Source organism: Thalassolituus sp. LLYu03 (assembly GCF_050507655.1).
Taxonomy (GTDB): domain Bacteria; phylum Pseudomonadota; class Gammaproteobacteria; order Pseudomonadales; family Oceanobacteraceae; genus Venatoribacter.
Map to the genome: position 1 here is coordinate 2,884,403 of NZ_CP191496.1, position 20,749 is coordinate 2,905,151.

A 20,749-nucleotide genomic window follows, 5' to 3' on the forward strand; every position below is an offset into this window, starting at 1 on the left:
CTCTCTCTTGTTGTTTGTTATTAAAAAGCGTTCAGACCAGCTCAACCGGAATCCGGGTGCTGAGTGCCATGCCCCATTCGCTGAAGGATACCCGGTAAGCCAGCACTTCCACACCGGCCTGAGCCACCTCGGTCAGCGCCCTGGCATAGGCCGGATCAATACTGGCCGCTGCCCGCACCCGGTCGATGCCTTCGTGCGGTACACAGAACAGCAACACCGCCCGCCAGCCCTGCTCTTTTAACACGCGTAATCTGTGCAGGTGTTTCAGGCCGCGTTCGGTCACGGCATCCGGAAATTCGCCAAGGCCGGGTTCGGCCCCGCTCAGCAAGGTCACGCTTTTTACTTCGACGTAGGTATCCGGCCCGGTGGCCTGCGTGAGCAGAAAATCGAGCCGGCCGTCATCGACTTTCGGTTCGCGCTTAATGTCGTAGTCGCCGGCCAGCTCGGCAATAACGCCCTGCGCTAACGCCTCCGCCACCAGCGCGTTGGCGCGGGCGGTGTTCACACAGGCGCGGAAGCGGCCATCCACCTCCACCCATTCCCAGGTCAGGCGGTATTTGCGCTGGTCGTTCAGGCTGTCCCACAGCCACACGCGGCTGCCGTCGTCGGCGCAATGCTTCATCGAGCCGGTGTTCGGACAATGGGCGGTGATCTCCCGGCCATCGTCGAGGCGCACATCGGCCAGAAAACGCTTGTAGCGTTTCAGCAGGGTTCCGGTTAACAGCGGCGCGTCGTACTTCACAAGCCGCCCAGCCAGACACGCAGGCGTTCAACCGCTTCCTGCAGGCGCTCAAGACGGGTGGTAAACGCAAAGCGTACGTGGGTGCCGGCACCGAATTCGCCAAAATCCACACCCGGCGTGATGGCCACGCCGGCTTCGTTCAGCACGCGTGAACAGAAGCTCAGGCTGTCGTCGGTGAAGCGGCTGGCGTCGGCGTATATATAGAAGGCACCGTCGGGGGCCACCGGCACATCAAAGCCGAGTTCCGGTAATGCCTTCAGTAAATAGGCCCGGCGTTCTTCCAGTTCAGCGCGGCGCGCTTCCAGAATGGCCATGGTCCCGGGCTCAAAGGCAGCCAGTGCGGCGTACTGTGCCGGCGTCGGCGGCGCCAGAAACAGATTCTGCGCCAGCGTATCCAGGGTCGGCACCCAGGCCTCCGGCACCACCGCCCAGCCTAACCGCCAGCCGGTCATACCAAAGAATTTGGAGAAGCTGTTCAGCACCACGGCGTCGTCGGCCACCGACAGTACCGTCTGTGGCGCGCCGGTGTAGTTCAGCCCCTGATAAATCTCATCCACCCACAACTCGCCCTGCTGCTCGCGTACGGCCTGCGCCAGTGCGTCCAGTTCTTCAAGACTCAGCACAGTGCCGGTCGGATTGGCGGGCGAGGCTACCAGCGCGGCTTTGGTGTGCGCCTGCCAGTGGCTGCGGATATCGGCCGGCGTCAGCTGGTAGCGTTTATCGGCACCACAGGGCACCAGCTGACCATGGCCTTCAAACACCCGCGCAAAATGACGGTTACAGGGGTAGCCCGGGTCGGCCAGCATCAGTGTCTGTCCCACATCCAGACGGGCGGCGGTGAGCAGCAGCAAGGCACCGGACGCACCTGGCGCAAGCACGATACGTTGCGGGTTAAGGTCGACACCAAAGCGTTCGCCGTAATAACCGGCCAGCTTCTGGCGCAGCTGCGGCAGACCCAGTGCCGGGGTGTAACCCGTTTTGCCCGCTTTCATCGCGCTGACGGCGGCGTCGATCATAGGATCCGGTGTCGGAAAATCGGGTTCGCCCACTTCGAGATGGATGATGTCGCGCCCTGCAGCCTGCAGCGCCTGCGCTTCGGCCAGAATGGCCATGACCTGAAAAGGACGGACTTCGGTGGTGCGCAACGCAGCGGGCGCGGGGGGTAACACGGACATAATGACCAGTTCGACAACAAACAAGTGCCCTATTGTGCCAGATGACCGACCGGCATCAACAAAAGGCGCCAGAAATAGTTGGCGCCTGCCATGTTATCTGATAGTTTCCCCGCCTTATTGATTTTGGAGCCCGGTACAACAGGCAGGTTTGCAGTTGCACCGGTGCGCATGGACCCGACTCCGGGATTTCCGGTTCAGCAGGTGAGGCAGTAACGCGATGCCGCAAGATAACAAAGAGTTTGCACTGTCCAATTTCACCCCGTACGAAATTGGCAAGGACGAAGAGTACATGAGCGATAACCAGCTCAAACACTTCACCCAGATCCTCAGCAACTGGAAACAGGAACTGATGGAAGAAGTGGACCGTACCAAAGAGCACATGCAGACCGAGCTCAACAACTATGCGGACCCTAACGACCGTGCCAGCCAGGAAGAAGAATTCAGCCTGGAACTGCGTACCCGCGACCGCGAGCGTAAGCTGATCAAAAAGATCGAGAAGACTCTGGATCTGATCGACAAAGGTGATTACGGCTACTGTGTGGCCTGTGGCGTTGAAATCGGTATCCGCCGCCTCGAAGCCCGTCCGACCGCCGATCTGTGTATCGACTGTAAGACGCTGGCCGAGATCAAAGAAAAGCAGCTGGGCGTGTAAACGACCGCTGACTGACCGGAATGGGCAACCCTGGGGTTGCCCATTTTGTTTTACGGCTTTATGTTCCCTGCTGTTTTTAGCGCCGGTCGCCCGACCATGACACTGCCAACCCACACCTCCTATACCGGCCGTTTCGCGCCATCGCCCACCGGGCCTCTGCATTTCGGTTCGCTGCTGGCCGCTCTGGCGAGCTTTCTCGACGCCCGTGCCGCGCAGGGACGCTGGCTGGTGCGCATTGAAGACCTCGACCCGCCGCGCGAAGACCCCACGGCCGCCGCCAGCATTCTGCAGATTCTCGACGCCTATGGTCTGCACTGGGATGGCGACGTGCGCTATCAGAGCCAGCGCAACGACGTCTATCAGGCGCGCCTTGAGCAACTGCGTCAGCGCGGACTGGCCTTTGCCTGCCAGTGTTCGCGCAAGCAACTGAACGGCGACGCCCATCACGGTGACTGCCGGTGTCAGGCCAGCAGCGACATTGCCTGGCGCTTTCTCTGCCCCAAAGGCGACTACCGGTTTAATGATGCCTTACAAGGCGAATGGTGCGAGTCGCTGGATGCCATCGGCGATTTTGTCCTCAAACGCCGCGACGGCCCCTGGTCGTATCAGCTGGCCGTGGTCAGCGATGATATTGATCAGGGCATTACCCACATCGTGCGCGGCATCGACCTGATCGACTCTACCGCCCGCCAGGCGCTGCTGTATCAGGCGTTCGCCGAGCCATTGCCGGCCTATGCGCACATTCCGGTGGCGCTGGAAGCCAACGGCCAGAAACTGAGCAAACAGAATCTGGCGCGGCCGCTGACCGGCGAAAACATCAGCGCCACCTTGTTTCAGGCACTGCAGTGGCTGAATCAGGCTCCGCCGGCCGACCTGCACGGCGCCGCGCCGGCTGAGTTGCTGCACTGGGCCACCACCCATTGGCGGCTCTCTGCCCTGCACGGCCTGCGCGAACAATCCGCCCCTGTGTATTTCCAGCGCGCCTGAGCATTTCCGCCGCGCCTGACTTCAGCCTGCTGACTTTGTGGTACGCTTGCCGCTTTCACTGTGCAGCCGGAACACTATGTACGATTACCGCCTTGGACTGGCGTTTCTGGTGGGGATTTACCTCTTCTCGCCCATCATGATGGACTGGTGGCTGGACGATAAAGGCGCCTGGTACCGCCCGTTCGCCATCTGGCTTCTGCTCATTGCGTTTTATATCTGGCTGAACCGTAAGCGGGGTGATGATGAGCTTTAGTCTCGGTCAGCTCGGGGTTATCGTTCTCGGCTATCTGTTTTTCCTGTTTTCCACCGCCTACGCCGTTGAGCGTGGCTGGGTGCCGCGCCGTTGGGTGCGCCATCCGCTGGTGTATATTTTCTCGCTCGGCGTGTACGCCAGCGCCTGGGCCTTTTATGGCTCGGTCGGCATGGCCAGCGAATACGGCTATGGCTTCCTCGCCTATTATCTGGGCATCTCCGGCGCCTTTGTGATGTCGCCGATTCTGCTGCGGCCGCTGCTGCACATCACCCGCATTTATCAGCTGAGCTCGCTGGCCGACCTGCTGGCCTTCCGTTACCGCTCACGCCTGGCCGGTATGCTGGTGTCGGTGTTCACGCTGGCGGTGGTGATCCCGATGCTGACCCTGCAGATCAGCGCCATCGCCGACACCCTGCATCTGCTCAACAGTGAATGGCCGGCCACCACGCTGGCGTTTGGCTTCTGCGTAATCATGGTGCTGTTCGCGGTGCTGTTCGGCGCCCGCCATGTGTCGCCGCGTGAGAAACACGAAGGTCTGGTGTTTGCGCTGGCGTTTGAGTCGCTGCTGAAGCTGGTTGCCATTCTGGTGCTGGGTGGCGTGGCACTGTTCAGCGTGTTCAGTGAAACCGGCGGTCTGGAACAGTGGCTGATCGACAATCAGGCGCGTCTGGCGCATCAGCAGATCACCCTGCAGGAAGGCCCATGGCGCACCCTGCTGCTGGTGTTCTTCGCCGCAGCCGTGGTGATGCCGCATATGTTTCATGTGACCTTCACCGAGAACGTCAACAGCGATGCCCTGAAGCCCGCCAGCTGGGGCTTCCCCTTATTTCTGCTGGCCATGAGTCTGGCGATTCCACCGATCCTGTGGGCCGGCGTGCATCTGAATGTGCACACCCCGCCGGAATATTTTGCCCTCGGCATCGGCCTGAAACTGCAGTCGCCGGCTCTGGTAGTGATCACCTTCCTCGGTGGTCTGGCGGCGGCATCGGGCATCATGATTGTGATGACACTGGCCACGGCGGCCATGTTCCTCAACCATCTGGTGCTGCCTTTCCACAAGCCCAGCCCGCGCCACGATTTTTACCGCTGGCTGCTGTGGATGCGGCGCTCGCTGATCGCCGGCATCCTGCTGCTGGCCTACGCCTTCTACCGCATGCTGGGCGTCGACCTCGATCTGAACCGCCTCGGCATTCTCGCCTTCGTCGCGGCGCTGCAATTTCTGCCCGGCGTACTGGGTTTGCTGTACTGGCCGAAATCCAACCGCAAGGGGTTTCTGTCGGGCCTGATCGCCGGCATTTTGCTGTGGCTGTACGGCATGTTGCTGCCCTTCTCGGCTGCCCGTCTGGGCTGGAACATTCCGCTGCCGATGCCGGCCGTGGACGAGAGCAACTGGCACCTCGCGGCCATCGCGGCCTTCGCCCTGAATCTGGTGCTGTTTGTGCTGGTCAGTCTGTCGACCAAGCAGAAGGCTTCAGAAATTTCCGCCGCCGACGCCTGTTCCATCGATACCCTTTCGCGCCCGAGCCGCCGGCCGCTGATTGCCGGCAATTCCAACGACGTCATCACCGCGCTGAGCAAACCGCTTGGCCGCTACGTAGCAGAACGCGAGGTGTATCAGGCGCTGGGAGACCTAGACCTGCCGTCCTATGAAGACCGGCCCTACGCGCTGCGTCGTCTGCGTGCCCGTCTGGAGGCCAACCTGTCCGGCCTGATGGGCCCAACCGTGGCACACGACATCGTTACCCGCTACCTGCCGTTTCAGGAAAACGCCGAACTCAGCGAAGACATCTATCAGATTGAGCAGCGGCTGGAAGGCTTTCACGACCGCCTGAGCGGTCTGGCCGGCGAGCTGGATAACCTGCGCCGTTACCACCGCCAGACGCTGGAGCGTCTGCCGATGGGCGTGTGTTCACTGGCCGACGACGGCGAGATTCTGATGTGGAACCAGGCCATGACCGACCTTACCCAGATCGACGCCGGCAAAGTTACCGGCGCTCATCTGAGCCGGCTGCCACAGCCCTGGTCGGGCCTGCTGCAGGATTTTGTCCACAGCCGCGCCATGCACGAACACAAAAAGCGCGTGGATATCGGCGCCCGCCCGCGCTGGTACAGCCTGCACAAGTCGGTCATCAAGGCCAGCGGCAGCCAGCCCGGCGGCATTGTGGTGCTGATGGAAGATCAGACCGAAACCCAGCTGCTGGAAGAAGAACTGATTCACAGCGAACGTCTGGCCTCCATCGGCCGGCTGGCGGCGGGTGTAGCCCACGAAATCGGCAACCCGATCACCGGCATCGACTGTCTGGCGCAGAACATCCGCTATGAAACCGATAACCCGGAGCTTCTGGAAATGGCCAACCAGATTCAGGAGCAGACCAAGCGGGTGACGCGCATCGTGCAGTCGCTGATGAACTTCGCCCACGCCGGTAACCACTCCACTGAACACGAAGCAGTGAATCTGTCCCACGTGGTGGAAGAAGCCATGCAGCTGCTGCGTCTGAGCAAACGCAGTCAGGACATCGGCTTTATTAACCGCTGCGAAGGCGAGCTGAACATTCTTGGTGATCCGCAGCGACTGGTGCAGGTGTTCGTGAATCTGCTCAGCAATGCGCGCGACGCCAGCCAGCCAGGGCAGCAGATCTGTGTCAGCGCCGACGCCGACGATCATCAGATTGTGGTGCGCGTGACGGATCAGGGGCACGGCATTGACCCGGAAACCATGGACCGCATTTTTGAGCCTTTCTTCACCACCAAAGACGTGGGCAAAGGCACCGGTCTTGGCCTGTCGCTGGTGTACAACATCATCGAAGAACACTACGGCCACATCAGCATCGAAAGCCCCGTCAGCGAAGGACGCGGTACTTGTGTTAAAGTCAGCCTGCCACGCTATAACTCTGTAGAAGAACCGGAATCCGCTGTATGAGTCACATCCTGGTCGTTGAAGACGAAGCCATTATCCGTCAGTCGGTGCGCCGCCTGCTGCAACGTCACAACTACGACGTCACCGACGTCGACTCACTGGATGCCGCCAAACGCGAAGACCTCAGCCGCTACGATCTGATCATCAGCGACCTGCGCCTGCCCGGTGGCATGGGCACCGAGCTGGTTGAACTGGCCGGCGACACCCCGGTGCTGATCATGACCAGCTACGCCAGCCTGCGCTCGGCCGTGGATGCCATGAAAATGGGCGCCGTCGACTACATCGCCAAACCCTTTGATCACGAAGAAATGGCGCAGGCGGTCAAGCGCATCCTGACCGAGTCACGCCTGAGCCATAAACCGGCGGCGTCGGCTGAGCTGAAAAAAGAAGTGAATAAGGAATACCCGCACAGCGGCATCATCGGCAGCTGTGAACCCATGCTGTTGCTGTTCAAAAAGATCAGCAAAGTGGCACCAACCGACGCGACGGTGCTGATTCTCGGTGAATCAGGCACAGGTAAAGAGCTGGTCGCCCGTGCCATGCACGAGCAGAGCCGCCGCGCCGCCGCGCCCATCATCTCGGTGAACTGCGCGGCCATTCCGGAAACCCTGATCGAATCCGAACTGTTCGGCCACGAGAAAGGCGCCTTTACCGGCGCCAACAGCACCCGTCAGGGTCTGGTCGAGGCCGCCGACGGTGGCACCCTGTTCCTTGACGAAATCGGCGAACTGCCGCTTGAAGCTCAGGCACGCCTGCTGCGCGTGCTGCAGGAAGGCGAAATTCGCCGGGTAGGCTCGGTGCAGAGCAAAAAAGTCGATGTGCGTTTAGTCGCCGCAACCCACCGTAATCTGAAAGAAATGGCCAGCCGCGGCGAGTTCCGCGAAGACCTTTATTACCGTCTCAATGTGGTGGAGCTGCATCTGCCGCCGCTGCGCGACCGGGGTGAAGACGTGGTTGAAATCGCCGGCGCCATGCTCACCCGTGCCTGCAATAAGATGCAGCTGCAGCCTATGCACTTCACCAGCGATGCCATTCAGGCGATCCGCCAGTACCAGTGGCCAGGCAACGTGCGTGAGCTGGAAAACGCCGTTGAACGTGCGGTGATTCTGGCCGACGACAATGAGATTCCGGCCAGCATTCTCGGCATCGACCTGTCGCCGGACCGCTACATCAGCCAGAGCATGCGTGAAAATCTGGTGCAGACGGAACAATACGCGCCAGTTGTTGGTCAACAGCAACAGGGCGATCTATCGTTGGACGATTACTTCGTGCACTTCGTGTTAGAAAACGAGCACAACATGACCGAGACCGATCTGGCACGCAAACTCGGTATCTCCCGCAAAAGTCTGTGGGAACGACGTCAGCGTCTTGGTATCCCCCGCCGCAAAGGCACCCGGTAACACATTGAGGCCGGTGTAACCAAAAGGTTACACCGGCCTCACTTTTCGGTCATATCTCGCCACCCGCGTAACACAAATTCCCGTCAAACCTGCGCACACTCTCCCTGAAAATCCATAACCTCTTGTTTTTAAAAGGTTTTTACACTTCTTTAAAAACTGGCACGGCAATCGCTATATAGATATCAAAGCAATAAGAAACGCGCCCACAAAAATAAAAATAACAAAGCAGGGTGCTTTAAGCCGGAAAATAAAAATAAAAACACGGCGCCGAGTTCACAATAACAATAATAAGCCCCGACTCACTGACAGATGATTGCTTTGCCGACATCCCCATGCCGTCAAAGCAATCCTCTTTCTTCTATCCCCGCAGTCTATTTCCTCTTCGTATCCGTCCTACAGCTGCCAGCAGGTTGCCTTGCGCCGCCACGTCATTATTTACAGTCCCAAACTCCGAGACAGAACACGCCACAATCTGGTTACGCCCCGTTACGCCCATTGGTGTTACACACTGTTACCGGCGAAACGGAAACTGTTACCTCAGACCCCGCCCCCGGGTAACACTTTAGTCGAATACGTGCTACCAACCTGGCACAAGAAAGCGCAAACCATTGATTTACAAAGAATTTATATTTTTGGCACGGTGCCTGCTCTATTACAAACATCAAGGTGCGGCGAACAATAAAAATAAAAAACGTCCGTTACCTCCGATCGGCAGACAATAAAAATAACAAGATGCCGCATGGTCTGAATAACAATAAGAAACACAGACCAGGTTATGAACAAACTGTTTTGAATGCACAGCCGTTCCAGCTGTGAACAATAAGAAAAACAAAGGGCGGAAGCCTGTTTATTCAAAACAGTCGGTTCACCAAAGGAAGACGGGAACGAGAAGAACAACAAGGACACCCCCAATAAAGCCGCCACGAGCGGCTTTTTGTTTGCCTGCGATTTATTTACAGACAACGAAACGTTACACTCGCCCGCTTGTCCGCCATTCCCGGCGGAGGCAACAACTCCTGGCGAAAGCAAGAACGGCATTCAACCTTGATCAGAACATTATCCAAAACCGTGAAAGAGCTGGGCAGACGCCTGACCGGAAAGAAGCGTAACCAGGATCCGCTGGAACTCCGGATTATCCCCCGTGATGAGCACAGCATCAGCCGCAGCAACGTCAGCGAAAGTGCGCTGAAAGTACTGTACCGCCTGAACAAAGCCGGCTACGAAGCGTATCTGGTGGGCGGTGGCGTGCGCGATACCCTGCTCGGCCTGAACCCGAAAGATTTCGATGTGGCGACCAACGCCACCCCGGAGCAGGTGAACCACCTGTTCCGCAACTCGCGCCTGATTGGCCGCCGTTTCAAACTGGTTCACGTGGTGTATGGCCGTGAAGTGATTGAAGTGGCCACCTTCCGCGCCCCGCCAACGGATGAACACTCCACCAAGGTGGCCGCGACCGGCGATCAGGGCATGATCCTGCGTGACAACGTGTACGGTAATAAAGACGAAGATGCGATGCGTCGTGACTTTACTGTCAACGCTCTTTATTACGACATTTCCGATTTCAGCGTGCATTCCTACGCCGGTGGCTGGGAAGACCTGATCAATCGTCGTCTGTGCCTGATCGGTGATCCGGAAACCCGCTACCGTGAAGACCCGGTGCGCATGCTGCGTGCCATCCGCTTCGCCGCCAAGCTTGGCTTCAGCATCGAAGCCAGCACCGCTGAGCCGATTCCTGTGATGGCACCACTGCTGGGCCAGATTCCGTCGGCCCGCCTGTTTGAAGAAATCCTGAAGCTCTTCCTGCACGGTAATGCGCTGGAAACCCTGCGCCTGCTCCGTGAATACGGACTGTTTGGCCAGCTGTTCCCGGCCACTGAACAGTGTCTGCGCGAAGACCCGCACGCACTGGCCATGGCAGAGAACACCATGCGTAACACCGACGAGCGCATTCAGGCGGGTAAATCGGTAACACCGTATTTCTTCCTTGCCGCCCTGATGTGGCCGCCGCTGATGCGCGTGCAAAAAGAATTTGAAGCGCGCGGCATGCACGCCAACCCGGCGTTGCAGAAAGCGGCTGACCGCGTCATGTCGCAACAGCTGCAGATCATTGCCATTCCGAAGCGTTTCTCGATTCCGATGCGCGAAATCTGGGAAATGCAGTCACGCCTGACCCGCACTCAGAGCAAGAAAGCGCCGGAGCTGGTGACCCATCCGCGTTTCCGCGCCTCCTACGATTTCATCCTGCTGCGTGAGCAGTCCGGCGAAAAGCTGGACGGCATTGGCGCCTTCTGGACCCGCCTGCAGGAACAGAATCCGGATCTGGCGAACTTCACCCCACGCGACAGCGTGTTTGAAGCCGACGGCGAAGACGGCTCCGGCCGTCCGGCCCGCAAACGCCGCCGCCCACCGCGCAACCGCACCCGCCGCCCGCCGCAGAACTGATCCCCTGACATCATGACGCGTTGTTATCTGGGCCTCGGGGCGAATCTGAACGACCCTGTGCGCCAGCTGGAGCTGGCGTTTGAATCCCTGCGCGCCATTAACGGTTTCCGCCTGCTGAGGGTGTCCGCTCTGTATGGCAGCAAGCCACTGGGGCCTCAAGATCAGCCAGACTACGTGAACATTGCCGTCGCGGCTGAAACCTCGCTCGCGCCGCTGGCCTTACTGGACGAAACGCAGCGCATTGAACGTGAACAGGGCCGCATCAAACTGCGGCACTGGGGCGAGCGCTGCATCGACATCGATTTACTCCTCTTCGGCGACACTGAATTCCACAGTGAGCGTCTGACTGTGCCCCACAAAGAGCTCTGCAACCGCAGCTTTGTGGTCACGCCCCTGCTGGAAATTGCCCCCGAACTGACTCTGCCGGACGGTACCCGTCTGAAGGAGGTATCGCCCGCTTTTGGGGGCGAATTGCACCGCCTCGGTGCTCTTTCAGTTGACTTATAACTGCCAATCCGCACCATACGCTCCCAGAATGAGGCCGCCCGGCGGCTGTAACCGGAGGTTGACCATGAGTCCCATCAGTATCCGTTCGCTGCAGTCCATGAAGGCGCAGCAGGAAAAATTTGTAGTCCTGACCGCATACGACGCGACCTTTGCCCAACTGGCGGCAGAAGCAGGCGTTGAAGTCCTGCTGGTCGGCGACTCTCTGGGCAATGTTCTGCAGGGACACGACAGCACACTGCCCGTCAGCGTGGATGACATGGCTTACCACACCGCCAGCGTTGCCCGTGGCAACCGCAAGGCCCAACGTCCGGCGCTGATCATGACCGATCTGCCGTTCATGAGTTACGGCACGGTCGAACAGGGTCTGGCCAGCGCGCGCGCCGTGATGCAGGCCGGTGCTCACATGATCAAAATCGAAGGCGACGACTGGCTGATTCCTCTGGTGGAATCCCTGTCCCGTCAGGGCGTACCTGTGTGCGCGCATCTGGGCCTGACACCTCAGTCGGTGAACAAATTCGGTGGTTACCGGGTGCAGGGCCGCGACGATGCAGCCGCGAATGCCATGGTTGAGCACTGCCAGACACTGGAGCAGGCCGGCGCCGACATGCTGCTGCTGGAATGCGTACCGAACGCCCTGGCCGAGCGCATCACCGCGGCCGTCAGTATCCCGGTGATCGGCATCGGTGCCGGTCCGTCGACCGACTCGCAGGTACTGGTCATGCACGACATGCTGGGCCTGAACACCGGCCGTGCGCCAAAGTTTGTGAAAAACTTCCTGACCGATGGCCGCAACGTGCAACAGGCATTCGCGGCGTATGTAGAAGAAGTGAAAGATGGCCGCTTCCCGGCTGAAGAGCACAGTTTTGTATGATTACCGTTCACACCATCCGCGAACTGCGTGAGCACGTTCGCGCTGCCCGTGCCAGTGGCCGCCGCATCGGCTTTGTACCCACCATGGGCAATCTGCACGACGGCCACATCAGCCTGATTCAGCGTTCCATCGATGCCGGCTGCTTTACCGTCGCCAGCATTTTCGTTAACCCGCTGCAGTTCAACGACAAGAACGATCTGGCCCGTTACCCGCGCACCCTGCCGGAAGATCAGGCACGTCTGAGCAGCGCCGGCTGCGACCTGCTGTTTGCGCCTGATGTGGACGAAATGTACCCCAACGGGCAGGACCAGCAGTCCATCGTGCACGTACCGGAAGTATCGGATGGTCTGTGTGGCGCCAGCCGCCCGGGTCACTTCGACGGCGTATCCACCGTGGTCACCAAGCTGTTCAATCAGGTGTTACCGGATGTCGCCTTCTTCGGCCAGAAAGATTTTCAGCAGGTCGCCGTGATCCGCAAGATGGTGGCCGACCTGTGTATGCCACTGGAGATTGTTGCGGTACCGACCAAGCGCGCCGACGACGGTCTCGCACTGAGTTCCCGTAACGGTTACCTCAATGCCGAAGAGCGTGAGCTGGCGACCGGCCTGTATCTGACCCTGAATGAAATCGCCGACGACTTCCGTGCCGGCAAAGCGATCGACGCCAGCCTGAGTGCGGCGACCGAGCGTCTGAACGGCCGTGGTTTCCGCACCGATTATCTGGAAATCCGCCGCGTGGACGACCTGAAACCGGCCTCGTTAAACGACGCCGATGTGGTGATTTTAGGGGCTGCTTTTCTAGGACCTGCACGCCTGATTGATAACCTTCAGGTGTCATTGAACCGCCCGGGTGATTAAGGCATACTTCGCCGCCTTTGCCCGGGCGGGCAAAATATGAACAGTTCCTGCGACTCAGGAACCGCCCCCGACGTCCGACGTCGGAACCGTTAAGAAGGGTTTACCATGCAATCCATCATGCTCAAAGCCAAGCTTCATCAGGCGCGGGTTACGCATTCCGTTCTGAACTATGAAGGCTCATGCGCCATTGACGGCCAGCTGCTGGACCTCGCGGGAATGCGCGAATTCGAACAGATCCAGATTTACAACATCGCCAACGGTAAGCGTTTCACCACGTACATCATCCGTGGCGAAGACGGCTCCGGCATTATTTCCGTTAACGGCGCAGCGGCTCATCAGGCCGATGTGGGCGACCGCATCATCATCTGCTCGTACGGCAATTTCGACGAAAAAGAACTGGCGACCTTCAAGCCAAAAATGGTGTACATGAACGCAGACAACACCGTCAGCCACACCAGCTTCGACATTCCGGTTCAGGTTGCCTGATACGACGCAACTCCGGCCATAAAATAGCCGCTCTGTCTGTGACATGAGCGGCATTTTTTTGCCCGTTTTCCGGCACTTCCGTATACTGGCGCCCTTGCCACAGAACCTGTTTTCAGCTGAAGGAACGTACATGGCCATCTCAGGAAGCCTCACCCAGTCGGATATCTGGAAATCCCTGCAACAGCATTATCAGAGCATCAAAGATCAGCACATGCGTGACTGGTTTGCAGCCGACGCCAACCGCTTCGAGCGCTTCAATGTTCAGGCCGCCGGACTGACGCTGGATTACTCCAAAAACCGCATCAGCGAAGAGACCGTACGCCTGCTGCTGCAACTGGCTCAGGAGCGCGATTTACCGGGTCACATCGAAGGCATGTTCAACGGCGACCTGATCAACCGCAGTGAAAAACGTCCGGCGCTGCACACCGCGCTGCGTAATTTCAGCGACCGCCCGATTCTGGTCGAAGGCAAAGACATCATGCCGGAAGTGCGTGACACCGTGCGCCGCATGGAAGAATTCTGCTGGAAAATCCGTCGTAACCAATGGCGCGGCTACAGCAACCGTCCGTTTACCGACGTGGTATCGATTGGTATCGGTGGTTCGTTCCTGGGCCCGAAACTGGCCTCCGGTGCGCTCAAGCCCTACTGGGACAGCCGCCTGAACATCCACTATCTGGCCAACATCGACGGCTCGCACATCACCGAAATTCTGAAGCGACTCGACCCGGCCACCACGCTGTTTATTATTCAGTCGAAATCCTTCGGCACGCAGGAAACGCTGAAAAATGCCATCGCCTGCCGCCGCTGGTTCCTTGATAACGGCGGTAACGAATCCGATCTGGCCAAGCACTTTACCGCGGTATCTTCCAACGTCGAGAAAGCCAAAGCTTTCGGTATTGCTGAAGAAAATATCTTCCCGATGTGGGACTGGGTGGGCGGCCGTTATTCGCTGTGGTCCGCCATCGGTCTGCCGCTGGCACTGGCCATCGGTATCGATAATTTCCGCGACGTGCTGCGCGGTGCCCACGAGATGGACGAGCATTTCCGCACCGCCCCCCTGCATGAAAATATGCCGGTGATCATGGCGCTGCTCGGCGTCTGGTATGTGAATTTCTTCGGCGTGAACTCCCACGCCATCCTGCCGTACGACCACTATCTGCGCACGCTGCCGGCCCACCTGCAGCAGCTGGATATGGAAAGTAACGGTAAGTCGGTGACCGCCGACGGTTATGAAGTGGATTACCACACAGGCCCGATCATCTGGGGCGGCGTGGGCACCAATGGTCAGCACGCCTTCCACCAGCTGCTGCATCAGGGCACGCACTTTTCACCGTGCGACTTCATCATGCCGATGCTGAGCCACAACCCGATTGAAAACTTCCACGCCATGCTGGTTTCCAACTGCCTGAGTCAGAGCCAGGCCTTGCTGCAGGGCAAATGCGAGGAAGAAGCCATTGAGGAACTGGTCGCAGGCGGCATGAGCAAAGCCGAAGCCATCGTGCTGGCGCCGCAGAAGGTGATTCCGGGCAACCGCCCGAGCAACACCATCTATTTCCCGAAAGCCAAACCGCAGACCGTCGGCGCCCTGATTGCGCTGTACGAACACAAGGTAGCGGCACAGGGGATGATCTGGGGCGTGAACTCCTTTGACCAGTGGGGCGTGGAACTGGGCAAGCAACTGGGCAACAAGGTGCTGGAAGCGCTGGAGTCGCAGAAGATTCCGACCCACTTCGACGGCTCGACCAACGGTCTGGTGCGCGCCTTCCACCAGATGCAGAATCAGCTGTAAGCCTCAGAAAAAAAGCCGGCCCTGCCGGCTTTTTTTACGCCCTTTTCCTGACTCTTATGGCGTCGGATGGAGAGGAATCCAAACATCGTCTATTCCTGATGAGTATGTAATCAGCTCTGTATCAGGATGATGTTATGCAGCTCTTCAAGGGACTGTCACTGCGCTTAAAAATCTTCGCCATCGCCATCACCGGCGGCGCCGGGTTTCTGGCCTATCTTGGTTATTCCCTCGTCGGTCAGCAGGCACTTGAAAGCCGTCTGCAGCATATGGAAGCGGTCACTTTCCCACTCACTGAGAAAATCGACAGCACAGGTCTGCAACTGTTTCGTCTGCGTAACGAGCTGGCCAACGCCGTTGCCGATATGGACGAAGACCGCATCGCCGACGCCCGCAGCGTGAATGATCAGATCCGCGAGTCCCTGACTGCCATCGCCCGCCTGCTGCCGGACGACGCCCAGCAGATCAGCAAAATCACCAGTGCCTACAACGACTACTGGCAAAGCGCCCACGACATGGCCACCGGCATGGTGAGCGGCAATCTGGCGCTGGACCAGCTGGCCGTCCGGGCGCAGAACGCCAACAAAACCTACGACGCCTTCAAAGCCATGCTGGCTGACCTGCGCGCCCGCAACTACGAGCGCTTTTCCAGTGAGATCCAGAGCGCTAAACAACAGAGTCAGGAAACGCTGAAAGTGGGCCTGCTGATTGCCCTGCTCATGATCCTGATTCTGCAGAGCACCGCCTGGTATATCTCGACCATGATTACCCGGCTGATCAAACGCATCGTGGGTTCTCTGGCTGACATGGCCACCGGCAAGGGTGACCTCACCATCCGTCTGCAAACCCGCGCCACCGACGAAATCGGCGAGCTGGTCGAGAACTTCAACGGCTTCATCAGCCACCTGCAACTGCTGGTGCGGGTGATGGCCAACCTGAGTATTGGTGTATCCGGCGGCTCTGAAAGCGTGCTGTCCATTGCCACGTCCACCCGGCGCGGCATCGAGCAACAACAGAATGAAATCGGCCAGGTCGCCACCGCCGTTAACGAAATGTCCGCGACAGCCTCTGAAGTTGCCCAGAGTGCGGAGGCCGCCGCCGAAGCCACACGGCAGGCCTCCGAAGAAACCGTGCGCTCGCGCACCGTAATGGCCGCCAACATTCAGGCCATCAGCACACTGGTGACGGACGTGCAGAGAGCGCGTGAGGTGATTCAGTCACTGGCCGAAGAAAGCAGCCGCATCAGCGAAGCGTCGCGCACCATTCAGGGCATCGCCGAGCAGACCAACCTGCTGGCGCTGAACGCCGCCATTGAAGCCGCCCGGGCCGGTGAACAGGGTCGGGGCTTTGCGGTGGTCGCCGATGAAGTCCGCACACTGGCGGCGCGCACGGAAGAAACCACCAGCAATATCCAGAGCATCACCGACCGTCTGAACCGCAACATGCAGGAAGCGGTGAAGGTGATGGAAGTCAGCCAGAACAACGCAGAAACCGTTGTGAATCAGTCACAGGAAGCCGAAGAATCGCTGAACTCCATCATGCAGCATGTGGAAACCATCAACTCCATGAACGCTCAGGTAGCCACCGCCGCCGAAGAACAGAGTCAGGTGGCCGCCGAAATCAGCGCCAATATCGTGCGCATCAATGATGTGTCTGAAAGCACGGTGGCCGATGCCAAGCGCACCTCACAGGCCTCTGAAGCACTGGCCGATCAGGCCGAACAGTTGCGCTCCATCGTCTACGAATTCCGGGTGTAGACCGGCCCGCGTCAGGTCGCGCCCAGTTTAAGGTTTAGCCTCCCCCACGCTTGGGCTAAAATGCCCGGCATTTTAACGGCGCCAACAGGCGCCCGACCGGGGAACAGATTATGTCGGCCACAGGGCACCACGCCTCTTTCCACGCCATCGAATGGCACCACCAGACCCTGCGTCTGCTCGATCAGCGCGTCCTGCCGCACGAACACAAGGTACTCGAATACACCACCGCCGCCGACGTCGCCGACGCCATCCGCGCCATGGTTGTGCGCGGAGCTCCGGCGATTGGCGTTACCGCCGCCTACGGCTATGCCCTCGATGCGCTGGCCGGCCGCGATCTGCAGCAGGCTTATAAGGTGCTGGCCGAATCGCGCCCGACCGCCGTGAACCTGTTCTGGGCGCTGGAGCGCATGGCGTCACTGGGTACCAGCGATGCGCACGCTCTGGTGGCCGAAGCCCGCCGTATTCATGAAGAAGATATTCAGGCCAACCTGACCATGGGCCAGTTCGGCGCGTCGCTGATCAACGACAACAGCGTTATCTACACCCACTGCAACACGGGCGCACTGGCCACCGGCGGCCACGGTACCGCACTGGGCGTGATCCGTTCGGCCTGGGCCGACGGCAAAGTGACTCAGGTGTACGCCGGTGAAACCCGCCCCTGGCTGCAGGGCGCGCGCCTGACCGCGTGGGAACTGATGCAGGATAAAATCCCGGTCTCTCTGGTGTGCGACAGCGCCGCCGCTCAGCTTTTCCGCCGCGAAAAAATCGACTGGGTCATCGTCGGCGCCGACCGCATCACCGCCAACGGCGATGTGGCCAACAAGATCGGCACCTACAGTCTGGCGGTGCTGGCCAAGCACCACGGCATTAATGTGATGGTGGTCGCGCCGACCACCACCTTCGACCTGAGCCTCGCCAGCGGTGACGACATCCCGATCGAACAACGCCCGCAGGAAGAAGTGACCAGCGTCTTCGGCCATCCGGTAGCACCGCACGGCTGCGCGGCGATTAACCCGTCGTTCGACGTCACGCCGGCTGGTCTGATTGACGTGATCGCCACCGAGAAAGGCCTGATCATGCAGCCCGACGCCGAAAGCGTTGCCCTGCTGCTGTCACGCTGAGGACGGCTGGTGTTGAAGCAAACAGCGTTCAATCAGCACGACTTCGCCCGCGCCGCACAGGCCCTGTGTGATTACGGGCGTATTCTCTACAGCCGTGGCTGGTCACCGGCCACCAGCTCCAATTATTCTGTGCGCCTCAACGACCAGTGCTGTGCGCTGACCAGTTCCGGCAAACATAAAGGCGAGCTGACCCCGGCGGATATTCTGGTGGTCGACTGGGCCGGCCAGCCGCTAAGCGCAGGTAAACCGTCGGCTGAAACCCTGCTGCACACCCAGCTGTATCAGCGCGATGCCACCATAGGCGCTGTGCTGCACACCCACTCGCCGCTGGCGGTGGTGCTGTCGCAGATCTGGCCGGAAGAATCTTTGTCGATGAGCGGCTGGGAATTACAGAAAGCCTTTGCCGGTGAAACCAGCCATGAAGGCACCGTCACATTCCCGCTGTTCGCCAACGATCAGGATATAAGCCGTCTGGCGGCACTGGTTGAACAACGTATGCAGCAACAGGGTCAGGGCCACGCCTATCTGATACGCGGCCACGGCGTTTACACCTGGGGCAAAGATCTGGCTGAATGCTTCCGCCATCTGGAAGCTCTGGAAAATCTGCTCGGCTACCAGCTTGAACTGCTGAAACTGCGCCAACTGTGAGGGACCTATGAGCACCATCCGTATTTACACCGACCACGACATCACCAACCTGCTGTTCACCAGCGACAATCAGGATCACATCCGCGAGCGCCTGAACGCCGCCGGCGTGCGCTTTGAACAGTGGCAAACACGCAGCGAACTGGCACCCGGTGCCAGCCCTGACGACGTCATCAGCGCCTACCGCGCCGATATCGACCGCCTGATGAGCGAAGACGGTTATCAGACCGTCGATGTGGTCAGCCTCAGCAGCGATCACCCGCAAAAAGCCGAACTGCGTCAGAAATTCCTCAGTGAACACACCCACAGCGAAGACGAAGTACGCTTCTTCGTCGGCGGCGAAGGTCTGTTCAGCCTGCACATTGGCGAGCAGGTGTTTGAAGTGCTGTGCCAGCAAGGCGATTTAATCAGCGTGCCGGCCAATACCCCGCACTGGTTTGATATGGGCCCGAACCCGGGTTTTATCGCCATCCGTCTGTTTAATAATCCGGATGGCTGGGTCGCCAATTTCACCGGCAGCACCATTGCCGACCGCTTTAACCGTCTGGAAAACTGATGACTGTTAAACTGATTCTGACCGATATCGAAGGCACAACGTCGTCGATTTCGTTCGTTAAAGACGTGTTGTTTCCTTACGCCGCAACACACCTGCCGGATTTTATCCGCACGCATCTGCATGACGACAACATCCGCTCGTTATTAGCCGACACCGCCACACTGGCCGCAAGCGAAGGGTTGGCGGTTAACGCTGATGACACCGACGCGTTAATTGCCCTGCTGCTGGACTGGATTGCCGCCGATAAAAAAGCCACGCCGTTAAAAGCCCTGCAGGGCATGATCTGGCGCAGCGGTTACGAACAGGGTGACTACCAAGCCCACATGTACCCGGACGCCACCGACTATTTAACGCAATGGCATGCGCGCGGCATTCCTCTGTACGTGTATTCCTCAGGTTCTGTTGCGGCACAGAAATTATTTTTCGGTTATTCAGAAGCCGGTAATTTATTGCCTCTGTTCAGCGGTCACTTCGACACTCAAGTGGGTGGCAAACGCGAAGCTGATTCGTACCGTAATATCCTGAGCGAGCTGCAAAAGCAGCACGATATTCAGGCTGGAGATGTGCTGTTTTTATCGGATATTAAAGAAGAGCTGGATGCCGCACGGGAAGCAGGCATGCAAACCTGCTGGCTGGTACGTGAGGGAGATATTCCCGCCAATGCTGAACACAGAGCCGTCAGGGATTTTTCAGCGATTACTCTGTGAGCGTTTCAGGAGCGCCAGAACGACTGGCGCTCCTGCCTTTGTTTCCTTCCGCTTACCAGTGGCTGGCGTGGAAGCGCAGATGCTCCTCAATGAACGAGGCAATAAAGTAATAACTGTGGTCGTATCCTTCATGACGACGCAGGGTCAGTGGAAACTGACTGGCCGCGGCGGCTTTTTCCAGCATTTCCGGTTTTAACTGTTCCTGCAGGAAATTATCCGCTTCGCCCTGATCAACCAGTGCCGGCAATTTGTGTGCAGCCGCCTGCATTAATTCACTGGCATCGTAGGCACGCCATTGTTCGCGATCATTACCCAGATACTGACTGAAGGCTTTCTGGCCCCAGGGGCAATTCATCGGATTGGTGATCGGGCTGAAGGCCGACACGCTGCTGTAGCGCTGCGGATTGCGCAGGGCAATCACCAGCGCGCCATGGCCACCCATGGAATGACCGGCAATCGCCCGTTGCTGAGTAACAGGAAAGGTCGCTTCGATTAACGCCGGTAATTCCGTCACCACATAATCGTACATGCGGTAATGGCTGCTCCACGGCGCCTGCGTCGCGTTCAGATAAAAACCCGCACCTTTGCCCATATCGTATGCCGGGTCATCGGCCACATCGTCACCGCGCGGACTGGTATCCGGGGCGACAATGGCCATACCGAGTTCGGCGGCCATGCGTTGCGCACCGGCTTTCTGCATAAAGTTTTCGTCGGTACAGGTTAAACCCGACAGCCAGTACAGCACAGGTACCGGGGTTTGTGCGCTGGCCTGTGGCGGCAGGTAGACGGCAAAGCGCATACAGCAATTCAGCACATCCGACTGATGGCTGTATTGTTTATGCCAGCCACCAAAGCTTTTATTCTGGCTGATAATTTCCAGAGACATAG

General features: G+C 58.8%; 19 protein-coding genes. 16 read left to right on the forward strand and 3 right to left on the reverse strand.

Translation table 11 applies throughout. The features are described 5' to 3' along the window. Positions 1-31: 31 nt before the first annotated feature. A complete protein-coding gene (gene sfsA, locus ACQUQU_RS13060) occupies positions 32-742 on the reverse strand; it encodes a DNA/RNA nuclease SfsA (RefSeq protein WP_430460137.1) in 711 nt (236 codons plus the stop codon). Next, complete coding sequence (locus tag ACQUQU_RS13065) at positions 739-1,917, reverse strand: pyridoxal phosphate-dependent aminotransferase (protein WP_430460138.1); 1,179 nt, start codon at positions 1,915-1,917, stop codon at positions 739-741. Before ACQUQU_RS13065 ends, sfsA begins: the two co-directional genes overlap by 4 nt. A gap of 217 nt (positions 1,918-2,134) precedes the next feature. Here ACQUQU_RS13065 and dksA point away from each other — a divergent pair, with 217 nt between their 5' ends. From dksA to mtnC, 16 genes are all read left to right on the forward strand, one after another. Then, positions 2,135-2,569, forward strand: a complete 435-nt coding sequence (gene dksA / locus ACQUQU_RS13070; RefSeq protein WP_430460139.1) for an RNA polymerase-binding protein DksA — start codon at positions 2,135-2,137, stop codon at positions 2,567-2,569. A gap of 96 nt (positions 2,570-2,665) precedes the next feature. Continuing rightward, a complete protein-coding gene (gene gluQRS / locus ACQUQU_RS13075) occupies positions 2,666-3,556 on the forward strand; it encodes a tRNA glutamyl-Q(34) synthetase GluQRS (protein ID WP_430460140.1) in 891 nt (296 codons plus the stop codon). Between the two features lie 76 nt (positions 3,557-3,632). Further along, positions 3,633-3,809 (forward strand): hypothetical protein, encoded by a 177-nt coding sequence (locus ACQUQU_RS13080; RefSeq protein ID WP_430460141.1) that lies wholly within the window; start codon positions 3,633-3,635, stop codon positions 3,807-3,809. Then, the gene (locus tag ACQUQU_RS13085; RefSeq protein ID WP_430460142.1) at positions 3,799-6,729 is read left to right on the forward strand and encodes an ATP-binding protein; all 2,931 of its coding nucleotides are present in this window, start codon (positions 3,799-3,801) and stop codon (positions 6,727-6,729) included. The genes ACQUQU_RS13080 and ACQUQU_RS13085 overlap by 11 nt, the downstream gene beginning before the upstream one ends. Further along, entirely contained in the window at positions 6,726-8,126 is a 1,401-nt protein-coding gene (locus tag ACQUQU_RS13090; protein ID WP_430460143.1) for a sigma-54-dependent transcriptional regulator, read from the forward strand. Before ACQUQU_RS13085 ends, ACQUQU_RS13090 begins: the two co-directional genes overlap by 4 nt. A 1,044-nt stretch (positions 8,127-9,170) precedes the next feature. Beyond that, positions 9,171-10,568, forward strand: a complete 1,398-nt coding sequence (pcnB, locus tag ACQUQU_RS13095) for a polynucleotide adenylyltransferase PcnB (RefSeq protein ID WP_430460144.1) — start codon at positions 9,171-9,173, stop codon at positions 10,566-10,568. 12 nt (positions 10,569-10,580) lie between these two features. Continuing rightward, positions 10,581-11,075 carry a 2-amino-4-hydroxy-6-hydroxymethyldihydropteridine diphosphokinase gene (gene folK / locus ACQUQU_RS13100; RefSeq protein ID WP_430460145.1) on the forward strand — a complete coding sequence of 165 codons (495 nt, stop codon included), beginning with the start codon at positions 10,581-10,583 and terminating at the stop codon, positions 11,073-11,075. 64 nt (positions 11,076-11,139) lie between these two features. Beyond that, complete coding sequence (gene panB, locus ACQUQU_RS13105; RefSeq protein ID WP_430460146.1) at positions 11,140-11,946, forward strand: 3-methyl-2-oxobutanoate hydroxymethyltransferase; 807 nt, start codon at positions 11,140-11,142, stop codon at positions 11,944-11,946. Next, positions 11,943-12,803 (forward strand): pantoate--beta-alanine ligase, encoded by an 861-nt coding sequence (gene panC / locus ACQUQU_RS13110; RefSeq protein WP_430460147.1) that lies wholly within the window; start codon positions 11,943-11,945, stop codon positions 12,801-12,803. Before panB ends, panC begins: the two co-directional genes overlap by 4 nt. A 105-nt stretch (positions 12,804-12,908) precedes the next feature. Continuing rightward, a complete protein-coding gene (gene panD, locus ACQUQU_RS13115; RefSeq protein WP_430460148.1) occupies positions 12,909-13,289 on the forward strand; it encodes an aspartate 1-decarboxylase in 381 nt (126 codons plus the stop codon). Between the two features lie 130 nt (positions 13,290-13,419). After that, on the forward strand, positions 13,420-15,078 hold the full coding sequence (gene pgi / locus ACQUQU_RS13120; protein WP_430460149.1) for a glucose-6-phosphate isomerase: 1,659 nt from the start codon (positions 13,420-13,422) through the stop codon (positions 15,076-15,078). A 134-nt stretch (positions 15,079-15,212) separates the two neighbouring features. Continuing rightward, on the forward strand, positions 15,213-16,832 hold the full coding sequence (locus tag ACQUQU_RS13125) for a methyl-accepting chemotaxis protein (protein WP_430460150.1): 1,620 nt from the start codon (positions 15,213-15,215) through the stop codon (positions 16,830-16,832). Between the two features lie 110 nt (positions 16,833-16,942). After that, complete coding sequence (gene mtnA / locus ACQUQU_RS13130; RefSeq protein WP_430460151.1) at positions 16,943-17,953, forward strand: S-methyl-5-thioribose-1-phosphate isomerase; 1,011 nt, start codon at positions 16,943-16,945, stop codon at positions 17,951-17,953. 9 nt (positions 17,954-17,962) lie between these two features. Further along, positions 17,963-18,601, forward strand: a complete 639-nt coding sequence (locus ACQUQU_RS13135) for a methylthioribulose 1-phosphate dehydratase (protein ID WP_430460152.1) — start codon at positions 17,963-17,965, stop codon at positions 18,599-18,601. Positions 18,602-18,608: 7 nt separating this feature from the next. Continuing rightward, positions 18,609-19,154 (forward strand): 1,2-dihydroxy-3-keto-5-methylthiopentene dioxygenase, encoded by a 546-nt coding sequence (locus tag ACQUQU_RS13140; RefSeq protein ID WP_430460153.1) that lies wholly within the window; start codon positions 18,609-18,611, stop codon positions 19,152-19,154. Further along, positions 19,154-19,861 carry an acireductone synthase gene (gene mtnC / locus ACQUQU_RS13145; protein ID WP_430460154.1) on the forward strand — a complete coding sequence of 236 codons (708 nt, stop codon included), beginning with the start codon at positions 19,154-19,156 and terminating at the stop codon, positions 19,859-19,861. Before ACQUQU_RS13140 ends, mtnC begins: the two co-directional genes overlap by 1 nt. A 52-nt stretch (positions 19,862-19,913) precedes the next feature. On the opposite strand, the gene fghA is transcribed toward mtnC, so the two are convergent. Continuing rightward, the gene (fghA, locus tag ACQUQU_RS13150) at positions 19,914-20,747 is read right to left on the reverse strand and encodes an S-formylglutathione hydrolase (RefSeq protein WP_430460155.1); all 834 of its coding nucleotides are present in this window, start codon (positions 20,745-20,747) and stop codon (positions 19,914-19,916) included. Between the last annotated feature and the right edge of the window lie 2 nt (positions 20,748-20,749).